Below are 20,395 nucleotides of genomic sequence, written 5' to 3'. Positions count from 1 at the left end.
GTTGATTATGGTTGACTGTTGGGGATTACTACGAATCAAATCATCTAACCAAGACATTTTTTATATTAAGGGACTATAAGTGTTCAATGAAATAGCAAAACACCCAGATGTGTTAACGAACAAAGTGCAGACAAGTGCCGGAAGTGTCTCATTAAAGGGGAAGTGGACATTCGCAGCAAGCTACAGATGAGCAAGCCGAAGTAGATACCGGTCTGTGGTCTAGTAATTATTGTGCGGTTCACGGCGATGAAATAGGCTTAAGATTGAACTGGAAACTGAATACCGCGATATCGTTCAGAGGGAAGAAAGGAACTATCTTAAAATTGGTACAACTACGGCTTATACGGTTGGTGCTGCGATGATAGCATCTCTTTTATGGCTGCTCCGGTAATTGGTGGTGTGATTGGCACGTATAGTGCTGTAGTACAACTGATCCTTTTAAGCCGAGGGTCACATAGCCAACTGACGTTGTTAATGAACCTATTTTGTTCATATTGAAGTGCTTAATGCTGTTGCTTGTTATTTGAATGTATTGATTAGATCTCGTGTCATAAAGCGACTATGCGGATCGTCTTGATAGTGAGCAAATGGCCCGCAATAACGGAAACCAAATTTTTCGTATAAGTTTCTGGCCGGGCGGAAGAAATCATGAGATCCCGTTTCAAGGCTAACTGTCTGATAGCCGCGCTCAGTGGCAATATCGAGTGCATGCATAAGCAGTTGCGTCGCGACACCGGATTGACGGGCAGCGCGTGAGGTTCGCATCGATTTCAACTCAATATGCTCGGGGGTCAGTTGTTTGATGGCGAGACAACCTTGCAGTTCATTACCGAGCCAAGCGCTGAAGAAGGTTATCTCCGGGGATTTGAGTGCATCAACATCTAAGGCATGCACGCTTTCCGCAGGTGAGGTATCATACATATCTGCCAGATGCTCTTCGAGCAGTCTGATCACCTCGCCACCCGATAAATCATCAATTTTGATTTCCATATGTTGGATTGTCCTTTTATTTATATAACATTTACTTATATAACGTTAAATGAGGGGAAGGGCTCCTGAATACCGTGCCAAAATTTATCGTTCACCACAAAAATCGTTATATATCAAAATGTCACACAGCACAAATTTCTGATGAATCGTTTTGGTGTATTGCTAACGACAGCCTTGTCAATTGATCAAGAAACCGATTTCTTTGATTTGCCGGTCAATCTCTTTAATGAAGTAACGCGCTAAACGTTCTCCCGGAACCACGTTGCTGGTCTGCTTCCACACGATCTGAGCCACTTCATTGTTACGCAATACAGCCAGTATTTCTCGGTCAAGACTTAACGATGTGAAAAATTCATTTTCTTGCCATAACTTGAGAACATGTTCTTTATTATTGAGATCCTGCGCTTCTTCGTCTGTTTGATAAGCACAAAAAGCAGCCCAGTCTTGCCGGTTTGAAGCGTTGACAACGGCATCAATCATCGGCTGGGCGATGGCTATAATTTCTTCGTCCGTTTTACTGGTAATCGACATATCGTTTCTCCGTATAACTGATTTAATTGAGCAATTTCACTAAATATTTTGGTGATTCTACATATCCGTTTTGATCATAAAAGCGGTGAGCATCAACACGTCTGGCATGGCAATGGACTTCGATGCGATCACAGCCGCGCGCTTTTGCGATATCAACGGCATGAGACTCAAGCATGGTACCCACACCCTCGCCACGAGACGCCTCAGAGATACAGAAATAGCTGATGCGGCAAAAATCCCCGGGTAAAGCAAGCTGAGGCATGAAATGTAAAGCAATCACCCCAATAATTTCATACTCTTTGACAGCAATCAGCAGCACGTCGTTGTCATGAGAGAGGAGTTGAGTCATCCGCTTTTCAATGAATGTCTCGGTTTCCGGATAACCAAGAGACGCCAGCAGTGCAACAATGGCTGGTGCATCAGATAGTGTCGGTTTTTTGATATCGAGCATCAATCGCCTCCTTGCTTAAATCGGACTGTTTTCAATCTCTGAAAACAGGAATGAATATATCGTAACTACTGTTTGAAAGCTTATTTGAAACGGTTAGATATTGGAACCTTTATCTATGTTCCTTTTAACCAGTTTATTAATTGTGATGCAATTGAGTACAAATCATGATGATACGTCGATTGTACTGATTTGTAATGATGACTCGGCTGGTGTTCACCTCCGCGCTTAACGACGCACTTTGACGGTTGATCCGGTCAGTGAAGGTTCGACGTCAATCCGTAGCGCCATTTGCTCTTTCAGATCCGCGACGTGGGAGATGATGCCGATCATCCGCCCGGTTTGTTGGAGGTCTACCAGTAGCAATGATACGACACGATCAGTCTTGGCTTTGATCTGTTCAGATTGAATCGGATAGTGGCTTAATCATTAAGTGAATGAAGAAGTGATAAAAGTTTCTGACACCATCTCTCAAAAAATAAACTAGTTGCATACTTAAGTTGTTGAGTTGTGTTCAATGTGATATTTGAAAATATCATTCATCGTTATTGGATCCAATAAAAGTTATGGCTAAAGCTGTTCGTGTCGGAGACACCGGAACTGCTCATGATGGATTTCCACCAACACCTGTCACTTCCGGCTCTCCCGACGTTTTCATTGATGGTATTCCCGCTGCTCGGGTCGGGGACCCACTCGTACCTCATTCCAAACCAAAGCATCCACCACATGCACGAAAAATATCATCGGGTTCTTCTACTGTGATGATTAACAACAAACCGGCAGCGATCACAGGCGGTTCGGTGAATTGTGGTGGGGTAACAATGGGAGGGGGTACGGTTAATATTGGTGATGAGGTCCCACAACCACAACTGATGAAAAAACTGCATGATCGTGCCTTTATTATTAAAGATGAAACAGGGCAACCGCTTCGGGATGTGGAATATCGTATTGTTGTTGATGGAGAAATAATTGCTCAGGGAAAAACCGATCACAGTGGACAGTTACCCGTCACAGATACAGGTACTCAGCCGAAAAAAGTCCAAATATTTATTAAGGAAATATAATGTCAGATACATCGGGCTGGGTACTGAAAAAAGAGGTTGTCTCGACCCCCGCCTCTACGCTTGATCCAGTGTCTATTTCGTTATCGTGTCAACATTCAGATGGTGCCTTACTGGTCGCTGAATATATTATTGGTGAAATGAAAACAAATATTCAGAGTCAGACTTGTGAAACGATTCGATATTTGTTGGATTATAAGTATGAGCGGCTGAAGGAATGGCAGCAATTACCGTGGTATAAACAACTGTTTGCATCTATGCCGCGGCCTGACTTGATTACGGCAAGCGCATTGTGGCTTGAAAAAGTATATAAAGGGCATTCGTGGGATCATAAGCCATTAATTCGTGATAACCCAAGTTTAAAAGCTGTTGCGGTACATCGTAAATTATGGACATTAGCGAAAGTACGAGCATATCGGCAAAATAAAAAACCTAATGATAAACCACCGACTGATTCTAAAAGTTATTGGCATAAATATAAAAAACATGATTATTTTTATGATATTTGGTCCAATGTGCATTATGGCTATGTTGGTTTGGCTTGCGGTTTTAGCCAAGAGCTTTTGTTACGAGGTGCAGGCGGAGCACAGTTTCTCGATAATATGACCACCTCGGGCGATGCCCCGGATGATGTGATTGCTGTGAAGGTCGGCTTCAAACTATATCAGGATTACGGCGATTCGTTAGCAACATTGACCTCATCGGAATTAATGAAACGGTTGGAGCAAGCGAGTTTTTCTGACGCAGCTCGTGACATTCATTTATGTTTTCACCCCCACAGAAAAGAATTAGAAAATGAAAGCTAGTCCAGTCAAAATAATTCGAATGATTCTTTTATTGATATGCATCGGTTTTATCGTTGCTTTTTTCTTCCCAAAACGGATGTACATTCATTACAACAACCCAGACAAGCCGATACAGGTTTGGTTATATCAGTATGACGATACATCAGAAATAAAAGAGGTTTCACAAGGGTCGGTGATGTTTGTTATTAAACGGCCATGGCTAGCGACTTTTTTCTCACCGGATATTTTGGCCTCAGTCAGTTGGTCTTACAAAAATCAGCGTTCAGTGATTGATGCGCTGGATATGATCGCCGAACAAGGGCAACCTGATTTACACAATGTGTGTCGATTGGATATCTATCTTGACGATCATGCAAAACTGCTTCGCTATAAAGAGACCGACTTTCTGTTTTTGAATTTCTGTTGGTGATTTTTTGGCGGTAAAACGGGACGAATTGTTTTCTTCCGACCGAAAAATAAAGAACCGTTAGGGCGTGTATTTACCTGCGTATGCAAGCATGAAGGTGTATCAGTGAGCCCTAATGACACTCAAATGTACCATTAGGGCAATATGCAATCATGACTCGGCTGGTTTTCACCTCAGCGCTTAATGATGCACTTTGACGGTTGATCCGGTCAGTGAAGGTTCGACGTCAATCCGTAGCGCCATTTGCTCTTTCAGATCCGCGACATGGGAGATGATGCCGATCATTCGCCCGGTTTGTTGGAGGTCTACCAATGTCTGGATCGCCAGATCGAGCGACTCCGGATCTAAGCTACCGAAACCCTCATCAATGAATAGTGTTTCCAGTCGGATACCGCCACTGTAGGATTGCACGACATCAGACAAGCCCAAAGCGAGCGCCAGCGCAGCCATAAACGACTCCCCGCCGGACAGTGTCGCCACATCGCGGTTTTTACCGGTGTAACCATCTTCCACCACTAAATCTAGCCCCCGGCCGGCAATGCCTTTGAACCCTTCCGTTTTCCGCACCAGCGTATAGCGACCTTTGCTCATTAAACTCAACCGCTGAGAGGCTTGGATCAGGACGTCATCGAGTAATACCCCCAGCACAAAGCGGTGCAGACTGACCCGGCTCCCCGTTCTGCCGCTGGCAACATCATAGAGGGTGCCGTAGACCTGATATTCTTGTTCCAGTTTGGCATTTTTCGCATGTAACTGAGTAATATCCTGACGCACTTTCTCCAACCGTTCGAAGGTTGAATAGATGGCGTCAAGCTGTTGGCGAGCGTCGGCATAGGTTTGTTGGGTCTGCGTCAGGGCTGCGTCCAGTGCTGTTAAGTCCGGTCTTTGGGCATCTTTTAAAGTTGTCGTTAAGTCAGCCAGCGTCTGTTCCAAGCGGGTTTGTGTCTGTTTGAATTCATCCAGCTCTTGTTGCCAGCGCTGAATCTCCTGCTCGGTGCGTTGACTGTCGAGGTAGTGTTGCTCATCGTTAAAATGACTTGCAGCCAACGCTTGGTGCCATTCAGCTTCTGCTGTGGTCAGGCGTGTTTTGGCCTGTTGCAGTAACTCCTGATTGGTTGTGATCTGGCTGTTAAGGTTCGCATAGGTCAGTGTTGCTTGTTGCAGTTCAGTCTGTGCGGTCGTGAATGTTTGATTGAGCGTGTCGATTTGCTGCTGGGTTGCCGCAATTTCCTGATTGACCTTAGTGACGCTGTCATGTTTAGGGTCAATTGATTCACTGAGCTGACGCAATTGCTCCTGACTGGTACTCAACCGTGAATCGTTGACAACCATTTGTTGCTGGAGTTCGGTCAGTTTGTGTTCTCCGGCTTCGCAGCGTTGGTTGAGCGTTGTGACGGCTTGCGCCATTTGTTCTAGATTGAGGGTGGATAGATATTGCAGACGGTCATGTTTGGCCTGTAAATCTTGCTGGAGCTGTGCCGGTTGAATCGAGGCTTGTTCACCGAGTTGTGTGGTGAACTCATTCAGGCGTTGCTCGGTTTGGCTAATGAGTGTCTGGTGTTGGTCAAGCTGTGCTGAGCGTTGATGATAGTGTTGCCATGCCTGTTGCTGTTCTGCGCGGGCTTGCTGGATGTGCGCTTTGGTCACTTCAGTCTCGGTCAACAGTGCGGGGGACGGGTGATCACAACTGCCGCAGACCGGACACGCTTCTCCGGGCTGAAGTTTCTGAGCAAGAATGGCTGCTTGCGCACTGTGCCATTGCATTTCTAGCCGATCGGCTTGTTGCTGCGCCGCAGTAAAATCTTGCTGTGCTTGTTCGACCGCTGCCGCCTTTTGCGGTGTCTGTTCGAGTGCTTGCTGATGCTGTTTTCTGAGGGTTTCCAGTTGATTGAGATCCGTGGCTAAACGCTGCATTCGGGCAATATCAGCTTCAATCACTGGTTTTTCAGCCACTTCAGTTTGCGCTTTCTCCAATGCTTGGCGGGCTTGCTCGGCTTCGCGAACCAATTTTTCTTTATGGGCAAGATATTGGGTCTGAGTGGTCTCAAGCTTTTGTTTTTGGTTGATATGTTCCGCGATTTTTGCTTCGAGCGCCTGCTTTTCAGTCAATTTGGTTTTGAGGCTTTCTAACTGATAGACCGCCTTGCTCAGTTCAGGGATCTGCTTGGCTTGTTCCGTCGCGACATCGAGTGCGGCCTGTTTATTCTGTTGTTCCGTCTGCGCGGTGGTGCGAGCCTTCTCCTGAGTGATGATTTTCTGCTGAAACTCGTCAGTCTGCTTGGCTGCATTGATTCGATTGACATAAGGTAGCTGGATTTTGGCTGCATTGCGCGCGGTATCAAGTTGTTGTTGCTTGGCTGCCATGTGCGCACTTTGTTCAAGATGCGTGTTCAGGGCGGATTGCGCCTGACTGAATCGGTCAAAATCCTGATTGAGCGTTTGGGCCTTGTGAATCTCGGATTTAGCCTGATTGAGTGCCGATAGGGTGTTCTGCTCTTGATGACGCGCCGCTTCGAGTTGTCGGGCAAGCTCAGCCTGTTGTTCGTCCAGTGCCTGCTCTGAGGTGACGCCTGCAACTTGTAATGCGCCGCGAATCTGGTTATCGAATTCGTTTTTAGCTTGAGTGATATCGCTGGCCTTATCTTTGAGTGCAAACTCGATTTTTTTGTAGATATCGGTTTGAAACAGTTGGCCGAAAATGGCTTCCCGATCTTTAGAGCTGGCCAGTAATAGCTCGCGGAACTGACCTTGTGGCAGCACCATGACCTGACGAAACTGGGTGTCGTTGAGGCCGATCAAAGCCGTCACATCGGTTTTGACCTGTGCGGTTTTGGCAGTGATGAGTTTTTCTTCGTTCGTGATGTCGTACAGCGCTGCGCTGTGTTTGCGAACGGTGGTTCCTTCACCACGGCTTTTGGGCACTTGTTGTTCCGGGCTGCGGGTGACCCGATAGACTTTATCATGCAGGGCAAAAGTCAGGGTGATTTCAGTCGGGGTGTCTATACTCGCGAGATCACTGCGCATTTGGTTGCCCTGACGTTCATTGCCGGTGGTTTCGCCATACAGCGCAAAGCAGATCGCATCCAGAATCGAAGTCTTTCCTGAACCGGTCGGGCCATTAATCAGAAACAGCGGATGACGCCCCAGCCGCGTAAAATCAATCTGTTCTGTATGCGCAAAAGGGCCAAAGGCCTGCATTGTCAGTTTTAATGGTGTCATGCGAGTCTCTTACTGCCGGGTGAGTTGGTTGATAATGTCGCTGATAGCACGATCTTGTTCTGCCGATAAGTTGCAGTCTTGCACTTCAACAAAGAAATCACGGAACATGTCAATCTCGCTGCGTGACAGTCTGGCTGATGCCATCTCCTGTTCCACGCCAATTAACATGCCCGGTTTTTCTAAATGCAGCACATTGGGATAGACGGCGCGGAGTTTTTCCATCGGATTGAGGATGGCGTGTTTATCCATCAACCGGACCAGCAGATAATCAAGATGTTTCGGATCGGTCTTGCCCTGTTCGAGGATGGTGTTCAGTTCACCTTCGAGGATGCGCATTTCATGCGGCGCGGTCAGTTCGATATGTTCGGCAGACACAAAACCGTCCTGATTGAATTCAACCCGTGTGAATCCTTTCTTTTGATGCTGCTCACTGAAGCTGTACTTCATTAAAGAGCCGGAGTAGCGAATGTACGGCGCACCTTTTTGCTGGGGCTGATGCAGATGGCCGAGGGCGACATAATCGAAATCGATAAAGTGTTCATGACTGACCCGATCTGAGCCCCCGATAGAGAGCGGCCTTTCTGACTCGGATTCAATCGCCCCATCGACAAAACAGTGACTGATGAGCACCTGTTTCTGGGTGGGGGAGGTGTGCTCGTGCACTTTGCGGGTCAGCAATTGATGGGCGTCATCGTGCGTCGTAACTGAGGTTTGAAAGGCTGCACGAACCGTCTCAGGATCACTGTAAGGAATGCCATAGAAGGCGACTTCACCGGCAGATTGACTCCGCAGGATGACCGGTTCCAGCATCTGTTTAAAGTCACTGATAATGTGTAATCCGGCATTTTTCATCTGCTCAGCCCCGAAGCCGAGCCGCTCCGCACCGTCATGATTCCCCGGGATGAGAATCATGGGTGTATTCAGCGTGCCGCAAATCTGATGGATGACTTGATTCAACAGTTCGATGGCAACCGTTGGCGGTACGGAACGATCATAGATATCACCGGCAACAATCACCGCATCGACCGGGTTTTCCTCAATAAAAGCAACCAATTGCGCCAACACGGCTTTTTGATCGGCAATCAGTGAAACGCTGTGAAACTGGCGGCCGAGGTGCCAGTCTGAAGTATGGATAAATTTCATGGGTGTTGATTTCTTGATTCGTGGGCCAGAGCGGCATTGATAAAGTCCGGAAGATCAAAGACTAGCTTATCCGAGCTTGGCTGCAAAGGGAATGGTGTCGGTTTATCATGGTAAGTGGTAGTAACTCATGCTCGATCTTACATATCCGCTGGTTAGTCACCACGAGATCATCAGGGTGAGAGCATACTAACTTATTCGATCGGATAATGAACACGTCGTATATTTGTTGAACTGAAAAATTTTCATCTTAAGCTCGTTCACCATTTGAACAAGAATTGAACGAAGTATGCTCGCGCCCTGACTAGATCATACAATCGGCCGGCTGGTATCGTAACTCACAATTGGGCATGACCGTGATAGCTCTTCTACTCTAGAACTCTTCCCTAAGGATTAGTAAAAGTATGTTGATACCTTGATCGCTTGTTAGTGCGTACTTTTTACGAATGCATTTTTGCGTGAGCCCGGAGCTTTTTTAACGCCCAATCATAGTGGCTTGGCATCGCAGATACACAGTAACTTCCTAGCGTTGTTGTGCCCGTCCAATCGAAATACTGTTTAGTGAAAAGTGCCTCATTAGTAAAACTTTTAGCTAACTCGAGTGACGCTTTATGACTTTCCTGAACCAATTGCTTTGCTGCCGATAACTCTGTTTCTTGGTGCTTTTGCCAAAATTCAATGTTCATTTGGCCGTATGTTTTCCAATTGTATGGTTCAGGTAGAAAACTTACCTTCTGTCCCGCCATGTTTGAATTAACCCACTTCAGTAACAACTGATGCCATTCGTACAGATGTATCAATACATCTCGCAGGTTTCGGTCGCGAGCCCAATGTAATTCCTTTTTGCCCTTGTCACTGGAAAAATCAAATTCAGTATTTAACACACTTTCAGGCATTGAATCGATATACCGAAATAGCTTTGTAAAACTCTCATCAGCTTGATGAATTAACTCTTCTTTAGTCTTCGGTCTTGCCATAACAAACTCCGTTCATCGTCTACAGATAAGCATAACGCCTTAATAACAGGCAAAATTTGGTTGGCTAAAATACGAGCGCAGCGAGATAGCCAGCCGTATTTTGTCCTTGTTTATTAACTTGTTAGTTTTTAAGTTCACTTGCTTGATCTTTTTCTTGAATCGACACCCAAAGAGTTCGTTCATATCTATTGATTTGTTCAATTCGATCAAGAAAGTTTGCTGTTACTTTCTCTTCAGCTAAATCAGATGAGTAAAGAGGACCAATACGAGACTGATAGTAAACAAACTCAGACTTTAACCGCTCACTGGCTTCTGCTCTAGAAATCCATGTTTCGTTAAATTTGAATAAAGTTTGGATCGATGCAGCTATTGCGGCGATAGCAGGAAGTAAGCCTGCAAGCCAAGAGATGGAGCTTAGTTCATCAACCAACATTACTACAGGAGTAAGTACACTAAATAAAATCACGGTCACTTGCAGTAAGTAATAACAACAACGGCTGAGTTTCTTATGCTCTTCATACCAAGAAAGTAGATCATTATAACGCTTTTCTACAATTTGATTTCCTGTACTCATTAATTATCCTCCATGCGTATTGAAAACTAACGCTCCAGTCAATTGCGCAGAACACCTAAACTAAAACGTATAAAAATTTTCAAACAACAACGGCTGCGCTTAAATGCGTCAATTGTACTGGCTTGTATGGATAATAAATATCTAAATTCGGGTAAAGTGAGACCCAGGCTTTAGCAGCAACTAAAGCTTTTTATGCAGCAGTTCGATGCAGCGTTGGATCCTCGATTGAGAGACCGGTAACAAGAACGAACGCTGCATAGACTCCAAGCACCACACTCGAATAGTCTTCTGGGTCTCGAACCCGCATTATGCAAGCAAGAGTTAGCTTATTATGAATACCAACACACTTCAAAACATTCATGTCGGTGTTGATACCGGCAAATCAAAACTCGATATCTACATCCGTCCACTTGATATTTTTTTCACCGTTTCTAACGATGAAAACGGCATCAAGGAAGCCGTACAAACCATCAAAAAATACCATCCTCAACGGGTCGTTGTCGAAGCAACCGGGCGATTAGAAATGCCATTCATTCTCGCCTGCTCTCAAGCTCAATTGCCCTTTGTCATTGCCAATCCAATCCACATTAAACGCTTTGCCGGAGCCATTGGCCGTCGGGCCAAAACTGACAAGCTTGACGCCAATCTTATCGCTCATTATAGCGAAGCTATCCAACCGAAACTCACGCAGCTAAAACCAGAAATTATGCGTCTAATGAGTGAGTTAGTGGCCCGGCGTCACCAAATAATGACCATGCAGACGATGGAGAAAAACCGACTGCAGTCGATGCCGAAATCATTAGCTTCAACCATCAATCCCGTGCTGAAAGTGTTTGAAGCACAGATTGAGAAACTCGAAAAACTCATCGTCGCTCTGATTCGAATCATCCCAGAGTACCAAGCCAAAAATGAGATTTTACAGAGCGTCCCCGGCATTGGAAAAATCTGTGCGGCCTCGATTATTAGTAACGTTCCTGAACTGGGTTATATCAGCAATAAACAAGCGGCTTCACTCATCGGTGTTGCCCCCATGAGCCGTGAAAGCGGTCGCTACAAAGGTAAGCGAGTCATCCAAGGAGGGCGAGCACAAGTACGCACTGTTCTGTATATGGCAATGATGTCAGCTCTGCAATCTAACCCAGTCATTAAGACAACTTATCAACGCCTTTTAGCTGCCGGAAAACCCAAAAAAGTAGCCATTATTGCCTGCATCAGAAAGATGGTTGTCATCCTAAATTCGATGCTCAGAGACGGAAGCAAATGGGACGCTAATATGGGTGAAAATTAATTATTGACGGCATAGTCTCTTGTTATATTTCTGATACCACCTTGCCATCGAGACTGTTTACTATAATTATCCGGCTAAACGGTGATTTACAAATATTTTTAGCGATATACTCTATGTACTTATCACTGCCGTTGTACGTAATTGTATCCGATAGAACCAACCACCATTCCTTATAGCGCTCAAAATACGGCTCTACTTTCTTTGCTTTCGAAGTATGGCAAAAGTTTATGCTTGCTAACATTATCTCCTTATCATGGTGAGCAGCATCTAAATCAATGATACCCGTCAGCAAGAAACCATTGCCGCTATCAATATTACGTTTTGAGATAGTGATTGAAATAGATTTAGATATTTCTATTCTGACTTCATTTTCTGTAAACGCCGAATTGTCAATTTCTTTAAGTTTTACTTTGAGATCCGAGGTGACTTTCTTTAGATTACCAAAAGGGCGTTTTATTATTGCTTTAACCGAGTATCTATGAGGCTGAGTCTCATTATTTTTAGGGGTGTTAATCGCTTTCTTTAACTTAGCAATTACCGATGAAGAATCGTTATCGATAGATTTAGGAGAGCTATGAACATTAATTATCTTGCTCAATCTCGTCACTTCTACTGCAATTTTATCGTCCAAGACTAGATCCGGAGGTACGTTACCGTCAGGCTCTATTTTTAGGGAGTATCCCTGCCCTAAGAATAACCCTGCAATAAGGTTTTCTTCTCTATTTTGTCGCATTGACCGAACCTCAAAAAGAAATATAACAGTTATTATACAGATATGGTCTATATAAAATTGTGAGAAATTACAGAAACCGTTTAATTAACATGCTGTTTTATAGCACCTCGTTCCCACGCTCCGCGTGGGAATGCATGCCTGACTTAGAAGTGGCACGCAAAGTTCAGCGCTTGTACCACCCCCGGTTATCATCCAGTGCATCATCCGCAATAAGCGATCAGTTTTGGCAGGAAGGTGTACACCCTGAATGAATACAAAGTGATGAAATGATGCATCAGAAGGTTGAATCGATTCACCAACACCCGGCTAAAATAGGCTAGGTCGATAAAGTGACTCACTGGCGTTATTTCAGTACTCGTCATTATGAAAACGAAACAGGACGAATTGATATCTGCCAATCATGGTAATTTTTGGCTCGGTATGTATTCCCACGGAGGACCGTGGGAACAAGAGTAAAAGACTCTCCTTGAGTTATAACGCTTAGAACAGTTGCAAAATACATGGCACTACATTTTGCGAAGCAAAATTCGTGACATGTATTTTGTCAATTGATTCGTCTTGTTAGCTATTATTCTTTTGTATCAGGTTTAGATGTTCTTGGTTTTGGTGATGTATAGCTCTCATTTGCTACTTGCCATGTTGGTTTAATTGGTTCCGGTGGTGGTGGTGGTGGTGGTGGCGTTTTGTTTTCTTTATCATCTTTACACATATTAATCACCTCTTTTTTAATAAGATCATGTATTTTACTATCATTATAAAATGATAATTTTCCATCTAATTTTTCCACTTGTGAAGATAGTTCTTTATTATAAATAAGTAATTCTTTTCTTGGTGAGGATGCATCTAAATCAAACCCAATAAATATTGATGAGGAAACAATCAAAGGTAACGATGCAAGAACTAAAAATATTAAGGATCTTCTAATTCCAAGCCTGCGATTTTCATTAACTTTATAATTAAAAGAAGAACATTTTGTCATTAATTCAATTAAAAAGTCTTCAACCATTTTTTCAGCACTAGGAACCTTCAGATTAGTTCCATATGTATTATTATATAATTCCATTTCCTTCACATATTTATCTACATCCTTTTTATATTGATAAATATCGTTTGCATCAGAAAGAACTCTATAACTTATCCCAGTGAGCGATTTATATGTTAGATATGCTGACTTAATTAGAAGACAAAAAGATAAAAAGATAAATACATAAAAAACAACCAACTCTATGAAATTAGAATTATAATCAATCATTCTAACCATATATGAAATTACAGTTAGAAAACTAGCATAAAATGCTATATTGAGCTGCAGTCTCGTAAAAATACTTTCTCTTGTATCCAACTCATAAAAGTATATTTTTGATGTTGGTTCTATCATTTTTTCCTCGTAACTCTAGATAGCTAACGTGTAGTTCAATTGCTGAGTGCTGGCGAGATATTTTGGGAACCAAAATTCGTGACAGTACGAAGTCAATTGCAACGTGTTGTTATGTTCATTCTTTCAACGTACATGCTATATCCACTGAGTAATCATTATTTCTTAGCAGTAACGAGAATGGTTCCACATGATTTGCTCCACACACGACCAAGATAGGGAAAACGCCCAAATTATCTATACGTCTTAGCCACTCATTCTCACGCTTACGACAATCAGATTGCATTCTACGTTCTATTTCATTGTGAGCTCCTTTTGACTCGACATTTCCAAACTCTTGATAAACGGCTAAGTCAATTAAACTAGGAAACCTATAAATGCCTAATTCTTCTCGCTCATTCATAGATGGTTCAATGTTTATGTATTTTACATTTAAATACTTTGATAATCGTTGTACAACGGAAGGACTTTCATCTATCTCTTCGGCTATAGCTTTCACGCCATATTGTTTAGCTATACTCTCAACGTAATCAGAAAATTCGGTTCGTTCAAGATTTCGTTGAGTACTATGCCTAGTTCCAATTAATATTACATACTTCAATTGTTACCTCCAGAACATAACAGTTATTATACAGATATGGTCTATATAAAATTGTGAGAAATTACAGAAACCGTTTAAGTAACATACTGTTTTATAAGTCTTAAACTTCCCTTCACTCACAAATTACAGAAGATGTCTGTATAAGTTTTTTCTACTAGATGCATACTCTGCTATTCGGAAAAGTAGGTCAAGGACTAACATAAGACAGTGGTCAGGAACTTAAGCTAAATGATTTTGGAACAGAACCGATTTAGGGCAACCTGTCAGATCTAGTCACATCGAGGTAACGAAACTGACAGATTGCATTCGGACTAATTCAGGTAAGCGTACAACCTTGAGTGATATCTGGGCAATTCAGTGCAACAAACCATCTGAGTCACATAATTAAAAGGGATAAGCATTCAATGCTTATCCCTTTTTCTTTTCTAACCCTAAACCACCTGCTATGCAGGTGAATTCTTACGATTCAAGTCAGTTCCCAACTTGGTTATCTGTGATCATCTACCAACCCTATCCCTCATAATCACTGACGGGTGGGCAGCTACAGATTAGGTTGCGGTCACCATAGACATTATTGACCCGATTCACTGTCGGCCAGTATTTTGCCGCTTGAGTGTGTGGGGTCGGGAAGCAAGCGAGCGTTCTACTGTATGGATGTTGCCACTCTGCTGCTGCCAAGTCTGCCTGTGTATGAGGAGCGTTGACCAGAGGATTATCCTCAAGTGGCCACACACCGGAAACAACTTGGTCGATTTCACCGCGGATCGCGATCATCGCGTCACAGAATCGGTCCAACTCAGTCAGGTCTTCTGATTCTGTCGGTTCAATCATTAATGTACCGGCGACCGGGAATGACATCGTCGGCGCATGGAAACCATAGTCCATCAACCGCTTGGCAATATCTTCTTCTGAAATACCAGATGCTTCTTTGATCGGACGAATGTCGATAATACATTCATGGGCGACGCGGCCGTTATCTCCCCGGTACAAAATCGGGTAGTGGGCACTGAGTCTTTCCATGACGTAGTTGGCATTCAGAATCGCGAGCTGGGTAGCTTCGGTTAATCCTTGCGCACCCATCATCGTAATATACGCCCAAGAGATTGGCAGAATGGATGCACTGCCTAAATCGGCCGCTGCAACGGCATGTTGCTGGCCTTCAATGCCGGACTCGATATGGCCGGGTAAAAAGGGTGCCAGATGGGATTTCACACCAATCGGGCCGACGCCCGGGCCACCGCCACCGTGCGGAATACAGAAGGTTTTATGGAGGTTCAGGTGGGAGACATCCGAGCCGATAAATCCGGGGCTGGTGAGTCCGACCTGTGCATTCATGTTGGCACCGTCGAGGTAAACTTGACCGCCGATAGCATGAATCATGTCACACACCTCCCGGACATGGTTTTCATAAACACCATGCGTCGAAGGGTAAGTAATCATGATGCAGGAGATTTCTTGTTGGTATCGGTCGATTTTGGCTTTGAGGTCGGACAGATCAATATTTCCGTCTTGGTCACAGGCGACGACGACGACATCCAGTGACACCATCGCGGCTGATGCCGGATTGGTCCCGTGGGCGGAGCTGGGAATCAAACAAATATGGCGGTTATTTTCACCACGGCTCTGATGATAACGCTGAATCGCAAGCAGCCCGGTATATTCACCGGATGCACCGGAGTTGGGTTGCAGCGAGAACGCGTCATAGCCGGTAATGGTACATAGCTTGGCTTTCAGGTCTTCAGCTAGCTCAGTATATCCTGCGGCCTGATCTTTCGGCGCAAAAGGGTGGATTTGACTGAATTCAGGCCAAGTGATGGGAATCATCTCGGATGAAGCGTTCAGTTTCATGGTGCAGCTACCCAGTGGAATCATGCCGTGGGTGAGTGAGAAATCCTTATTTTCTAATGTTTTCAGATAACGCATCATCAGCGTTTCACTGTGATAACGATGGAAAACCGGATGTGTTAAATACGCGGATTCTCTGCGACAGGATAGGGGAATCGCTGCATATTCGTCAGATGCAATATCAGTGGAAATTGTTTCAGGGTTTGCCTGAATGTTGAATACGGTAAACAGTTTTTGGATATCATCCAGCGTCGTGGTTTCATCAAAGCTGATGCCGAGTGCTTGCTCGTAGCGACGCAGGTTGAGTCCGGCTTGCTGTGCGTTCTGATACAGCGCTTCGGTTTGACTGTCGGTATCAATGGTCAGGGTGTCAAAAAATGTCTGGTGGCGCAGTTTGTAACCTTGTAATGTCAGTCCGGCCGCCATGATGGCTGTCAGATGATGGGTTCTGCGGGCAATGGTTTTCAGGCCTTCCGGACCATGGTATATCGCATAAAACACCGCCATGTTGGCGAGTAATGCTTGTGCTGTACAAATATTCGACGTCGCTTTTTCCCGGCGAATATGTTGTTCCCGTGTTTGCATCGCCATGCGTAATGCCGGTTGTTCTTTGGCATCTACAGAGACACCGATGATTCTGCCGGGCATGGTGCGTTTGTATTGATCGCGGGTTGCCATAAATGCAGCATGGGGACCACCGTATCCCATGGGTACACCAAACCGTTGGGAAGAGCCGATAACGATATCGGCACCCATTTCACCAGCGGGTTTGAGTAAGGTGCTGGCCAGCAGATCGGTCGCTACTGCGACTAAGGTTTTATTGTGATGAGCTGCCTCGATTATTGGCGTTAAATCATCGATTTCACCGGTTGTCGTCGGGTATTGTAATAAAGCACCGAATACGTCTTGCTGGGGGAGTTCGCTCACCGGCAGTACGACGACTTCAAAATTCATGAATTCAGCGCGGTTTTTGACGACTTCAATGGTCTGTGGGTGAACATGATCCGCGATAAAGAAATGCTGGCTTTTGCTTTTTCCGGCTCTTTTACATAATGCCATTGCTTCAGCCGCAGCGGTTGCTTCATCTAATAGTGATGCATTAGCGATATCCATGCCGGTTAAGTCGATGATCATCTGCTGGAAGTTAAGCAGTGACTCGAGACGGCCTTGCGAAATCTCGGGTTGATAAGGGGTATATGCCGTATACCAGCCGGGATTTTCCAAAACATTGCGTTGAATGACACTGGGTGTCAGCGTGTCATAGTAGCCTTGGCCGATAAAACTGCGGGCAATTTGGTTTTTGCCGGCGATGCGTCTTAACGCAGCGAGCATGTCTGCTTCGCTCTGCGGTTCAGGCAACGAGAGTGATTGTTTCAGACGGATGTCGGCCGGAACCGTTTCGCTGATGAGTGTTGCGAGGCTTTCAGCGCCAATGGTCTTTAGCATCATTGCTTGTTCCCGCTGGCGCGGGCCGTTGTGACGTGTTGCGAATTCTGTTTGAGAAGAAAGGTTGCGCAGTAGTTGAGTCATAATTCCTTACCGTGACCACAAAAGGGTATCAGTTGATACAAGCTGAACTCAGGACATAAAAAAAGCTGCACACAAGGGATGTAGGCAGCTTTTGTTGATCAGTCTTCCAGTGTATTGAGATATTCTTCTTCGTCTTTTAGATCATCCAATTCCGTTGGATCCGTCATGCGGATTTTGGCAATCCATCCCCCTTCATACGGTTCTTCGTTAATCAGTTCAGGGTTATCTCCGAGATCTTCATTTACTTCAATGATGATGCCGCTAACCGGGGAATAGATGTCAGATGCCGCTTTAACGGATTCGACCAATGAAAAGTTGTCGCCAGCATCCACGTCACTATCAACATCAGGGAGTTCAACATATACGACATCACCTAACATTTCTTGTGCGTGTTCTGAAATGCCGACGGTAACAGTCCCGTCACCGTGATTGAGAACCCATTCGTGACTGTCGGTAAACTTCAGCGTGTTATCCATGCATTTATCTCCAAAAATCGATTATAACTAGTGATCAGAGGGTCACCGGATTCAGATTGTATGCCTGAGAATCTATAAAAAATCAGAGCATGACGACAAAACATTATGAAAAACAAAATCCATTTGAGTTGTCATTCATCAGTTGTCACTCATCCAGAATCATCGGATGTCCGACTCTTCCCATAGCGTAGCCAATTTGGATGATGTTACTAAGTCATCTCTGCAAAAATAAGTCATCTCTGTAAAAATCCGGATCATATGTGGTTAACATTACCTGTTGAGAGAATGGTAAGCAATAAAAATTTCTTATAGGAAACTAATTTTCTTGCTAGTATGTAAAAAAGTCATCATAAGATGCCGTCTCGGTGATATTCACCGGAAACCGAGACCATCGTGTGAATGGGAAACCATTGCACCTGAAGGCAACGATATTGATTAAGATGACCGGATTCCTGTGGGAACGGTCATTCATGTTTACTCGAGGAGACACCATGGGAAAAAGTACGCTGGATGATAATCCTGCCTTAATTTTAACGCAGGAATCTCAGGAAAATAATATCGACCCGCTTCGATTGGGGCAGCGTATTAAAGATATTCGTCTTGAACTCGGCCTGACGTTGGAAGAAGCAAGTCAGAAGACCGGATTGGCGAGGTCGACTCTGAGTAAAATTGAGAATGAGCAAATTTCACCGACGTTTCAGGCGATGCAAAAATTAGCGCATGGCTTGGACATCGGGATGCCACAACTATTTGAGCCACCGAAGAAAGTTGTCGCTACAGGTCGCAGAGATATCACTCTGGCGGAGCAGGGGAAGCCGCATCCGACATCCACGTATGAGCATGAATTGCTGGCGACTCAGTTATCGGGAAAGAAAATGACCCCATTTAAGACTCGGGTTCGGGCAAGAGTGTTTGAGGAATATGGGGATTGGGTCCGGCATGATGGTGAAGAGTTTCTGCTGGTGCTTGAAGGCTCGGTGATGTTGTATACCGAATTTTATGAACCGATAACCCTGAATGTGGGTGATAGTGTCTACTATGATGCCAACATGGGGCATGTATTAACGTCTGTCAGCGATTTTGATGCGCTGATTTTATGGGTCACTGCGAAATGATCAATCTGAGCGTGTTTCAATAAGTTTCTTATAGGAAACATGCGTAAAATATCAAATGGAAGTCTGCTTTATCGGGCAAACCAGATGTATGAAAAGGGAGAGCCACATGTCATCTGAACAAGAGAATCAGTCGCTGTTAAGAACACCGTTGTATGCTTTACATCAAGAATTTGGCGCAAAGATGGTACCATTTGCCGGTTATGAAATGCCGGTTCAGTATCCTTTAGGGGTGAAGAAAGAGCATTTACACACTCGTGATGCTGCCGGTCTGTTTGATGTTTCCCACATGGGACAGATTTGCTTAAAGGGAGACGGGGCTGCATTGGCGCTGGAGTCATTGGTTCCTGTCGATATTATTGATCTGCCGGTCGGTAAACAGCGTTATGGTTTTTTAACCAACGAAAATGGTGGGATCCTTGATGATTTAATGATCGCCAATTTAGGTGATTGTCTGTTTGTGGTCATCAATGCTGCCTGTAAACAGCAGGATATTGCGCATCTAAAACAGCATTTGCCTGCGGATCTGATTTTGGAAGAGATGAATGATCAGGCACTACTGGCGTTGCAAGGGCCTCTGGCTGTCAGCGTATTATCACAACTGGCACCGGCAGTGGCAGACATGCATTTTATGGATGTTCGTCGTGTGTCGCTGTTGGATATCGAATGTATTGTGAGTCGCAGTGGCTATACCGGTGAAGATGGTTATGAAATTTCTGTCCCGGCCGATCAGGCGGAGCGATTGGCTCATCATCTTCTGACATTCGATGAAGTTGCTCTGATTGGTCTTGGTGCTCGTGATTCGCTGCGGTTGGAATGCGGTTTGTGTCTTTATGGTCATGATTTGGATGAGACGACGACGCCTGTGGAAGCCAGTTTAGTCTGGGCAATCAGTCCGGTTCGACGAAGTGGTGGTGCCAGAGCCGGTGGATTTCCCGGGGCAGCAGTGATTCTGGAACAGATTGACCAGCAATCAGCAAAACGTAAGCGTGTCGGGCTGGTCGGACAGACCAAAGCACCGGTTCGGGAAGGGACGGTATTATTTAATCAGCAAGGGCAGGAAATAGGCATTGTGACCAGCGGTACATCGGGGCCAACGGCTGGACAGCCCGTTTCGATGGGATACATTGCCCGTGAGTGTGCCACCCTTGAAGCCGAAATTTACGCTGAGGTGCGTGGTAAGATGTTGCCGATGACGGTGACCAAAATGCCGTTTGTGCCCCAGCGCTATTATCGGGGCAAGTGATTTTATTGCACAAAATAGAAAAGGAAAATACAGAAAG

19 protein-coding genes are annotated in these 20,395 nt (G+C 44.8%); 6 read left to right on the top strand and 13 right to left on the bottom strand.

The features are described 5' to 3' along the window. Nucleotides 1-519 precede the first annotated feature (519 nt). From MKS89_RS19455 to MKS89_RS19440, 4 genes are all read right to left on the bottom strand, one after another. Nucleotides 520-990 (bottom strand): GNAT family N-acetyltransferase, encoded by a 471-nt coding sequence (locus MKS89_RS19455; RefSeq protein ID WP_072955532.1) that lies wholly within the window; start codon nt 988-990, stop codon nt 520-522. Between the two features lie 177 nt (nt 991-1,167). After that, on the bottom strand, nt 1,168-1,521 hold the full coding sequence (locus MKS89_RS19450; RefSeq protein WP_072955534.1) for a hypothetical protein: 354 nt from the start codon (nt 1,519-1,521) through the stop codon (nt 1,168-1,170). Nucleotides 1,522-1,543: 22 nt separating this feature from the next. Then, nucleotides 1,544-1,972 (bottom strand): GNAT family N-acetyltransferase, encoded by a 429-nt coding sequence (locus MKS89_RS19445; protein WP_072955537.1) that lies wholly within the window; start codon nt 1,970-1,972, stop codon nt 1,544-1,546. Nucleotides 1,973-2,197: 225 nt separating this feature from the next. Then, nucleotides 2,198-2,335, bottom strand: coding sequence for a hypothetical protein (locus MKS89_RS19440; RefSeq protein WP_159439591.1), 138 nt, complete (start codon nt 2,333-2,335; stop codon nt 2,198-2,200). Between the two features lie 200 nt (nt 2,336-2,535). Here MKS89_RS19440 and MKS89_RS19435 point away from each other — a divergent pair, with 200 nt between their 5' ends. The 3 genes from MKS89_RS19435 to MKS89_RS19425 are packed head-to-tail and all read left to right on the top strand — an operon-like array spanning nt 2,536 to nt 4,245. Continuing rightward, the gene (locus tag MKS89_RS19435; protein WP_072955539.1) at nt 2,536-3,033 is read left to right on the top strand and encodes a type VI secretion system PAAR protein; all 498 of its coding nucleotides are present in this window, start codon (nt 2,536-2,538) and stop codon (nt 3,031-3,033) included. After that, nucleotides 3,033-3,836, top strand: coding sequence for a polymorphic toxin type 44 domain-containing protein (locus tag MKS89_RS19430; RefSeq protein ID WP_072955542.1), 804 nt, complete (start codon nt 3,033-3,035; stop codon nt 3,834-3,836). Before MKS89_RS19435 ends, MKS89_RS19430 begins: the two co-directional genes overlap by 1 nt. After that, complete coding sequence (locus MKS89_RS19425) at nt 3,826-4,245, top strand: hypothetical protein (RefSeq protein ID WP_072955545.1); 420 nt, start codon at nt 3,826-3,828, stop codon at nt 4,243-4,245. Before MKS89_RS19430 ends, MKS89_RS19425 begins: the two co-directional genes overlap by 11 nt. A 177-nt stretch (nt 4,246-4,422) precedes the next feature. Here MKS89_RS19425 and MKS89_RS19420 read toward each other — a convergent pair whose 3' ends face one another. From MKS89_RS19420 to MKS89_RS19405, 4 genes are all read right to left on the bottom strand, one after another. After that, nucleotides 4,423-7,461: an AAA family ATPase gene (locus tag MKS89_RS19420; RefSeq protein ID WP_072955548.1), complete on the bottom strand. Its 3,039-nt coding sequence runs from the start codon at nt 7,459-7,461 to the stop codon at nt 4,423-4,425. 9 nt (nt 7,462-7,470) lie between these two features. Then, nucleotides 7,471-8,604, bottom strand: coding sequence for an exonuclease SbcCD subunit D (locus MKS89_RS19415; RefSeq protein WP_072955550.1), 1,134 nt, complete (start codon nt 8,602-8,604; stop codon nt 7,471-7,473). 437 nt (nt 8,605-9,041) lie between these two features. After that, a complete protein-coding gene (locus MKS89_RS19410; protein ID WP_072955553.1) occupies nt 9,042-9,578 on the bottom strand; it encodes a ClbS/DfsB family four-helix bundle protein in 537 nt (178 codons plus the stop codon). A 121-nt stretch (nt 9,579-9,699) separates the two neighbouring features. Then, nucleotides 9,700-10,152 carry a DUF4231 domain-containing protein gene (locus MKS89_RS19405; RefSeq protein ID WP_072955556.1) on the bottom strand — a complete coding sequence of 151 codons (453 nt, stop codon included), beginning with the start codon at nt 10,150-10,152 and terminating at the stop codon, nt 9,700-9,702. Nucleotides 10,153-10,483: 331 nt separating this feature from the next. Between MKS89_RS19405 and MKS89_RS19400 the strand changes: the two genes are divergently transcribed. Next, nucleotides 10,484-11,440 carry an IS110 family RNA-guided transposase gene (locus MKS89_RS19400; RefSeq protein WP_072955559.1) on the top strand — a complete coding sequence of 319 codons (957 nt, stop codon included), beginning with the start codon at nt 10,484-10,486 and terminating at the stop codon, nt 11,438-11,440. Nucleotides 11,441-11,462: 22 nt separating this feature from the next. On the opposite strand, the gene MKS89_RS19395 is transcribed toward MKS89_RS19400, so the two are convergent. The 5 genes from MKS89_RS19395 to gcvH all read right to left on the bottom strand — a co-directional run bounded on the left by MKS89_RS19395 (nt 11,463) and on the right by gcvH (nt 18,000). Beyond that, nucleotides 11,463-12,173, bottom strand: a complete 711-nt coding sequence (locus MKS89_RS19395; protein ID WP_072955562.1) for a hypothetical protein — start codon at nt 12,171-12,173, stop codon at nt 11,463-11,465. Between the two features lie 568 nt (nt 12,174-12,741). Beyond that, the gene (locus MKS89_RS19390) at nt 12,742-13,551 is read right to left on the bottom strand and encodes a hypothetical protein (RefSeq protein WP_072955565.1); all 810 of its coding nucleotides are present in this window, start codon (nt 13,549-13,551) and stop codon (nt 12,742-12,744) included. Nucleotides 13,552-13,666: 115 nt separating this feature from the next. Next, nucleotides 13,667-14,149, bottom strand: a complete 483-nt coding sequence (locus MKS89_RS19385; protein ID WP_072955567.1) for a hypothetical protein — start codon at nt 14,147-14,149, stop codon at nt 13,667-13,669. 510 nt (nt 14,150-14,659) lie between these two features. Further along, on the bottom strand, nt 14,660-17,524 hold the full coding sequence (gene gcvP, locus MKS89_RS19380) for an aminomethyl-transferring glycine dehydrogenase (protein ID WP_072955570.1): 2,865 nt from the start codon (nt 17,522-17,524) through the stop codon (nt 14,660-14,662). Between the two features lie 98 nt (nt 17,525-17,622). Further along, nucleotides 17,623-18,000 carry a glycine cleavage system protein GcvH gene (gene gcvH, locus MKS89_RS19375; protein WP_072955572.1) on the bottom strand — a complete coding sequence of 126 codons (378 nt, stop codon included), beginning with the start codon at nt 17,998-18,000 and terminating at the stop codon, nt 17,623-17,625. Nucleotides 18,001-18,491: 491 nt separating this feature from the next. Here gcvH and MKS89_RS19370 point away from each other — a divergent pair, with 491 nt between their 5' ends. Together MKS89_RS19370 and gcvT are read left to right on the top strand one after the other, a co-directional pair. Further along, on the top strand, nt 18,492-19,115 hold the full coding sequence (locus tag MKS89_RS19370; protein ID WP_072955574.1) for a helix-turn-helix domain-containing protein: 624 nt from the start codon (nt 18,492-18,494) through the stop codon (nt 19,113-19,115). 106 nt (nt 19,116-19,221) lie between these two features. Next, the gene (gcvT, locus tag MKS89_RS19365; RefSeq protein ID WP_072955576.1) at nt 19,222-20,358 is read left to right on the top strand and encodes a glycine cleavage system aminomethyltransferase GcvT; all 1,137 of its coding nucleotides are present in this window, start codon (nt 19,222-19,224) and stop codon (nt 20,356-20,358) included. Nucleotides 20,359-20,395 lie beyond the last annotated feature (37 nt).

Origin of the sequence: Vibrio gazogenes, from assembly GCF_023920225.1 — a bacterium.
GTDB lineage: Bacteria > Pseudomonadota > Gammaproteobacteria > Enterobacterales > Vibrionaceae > Vibrio > Vibrio gazogenes.
This window is presented reverse-complemented; position numbering and strand designations above follow the sequence as displayed.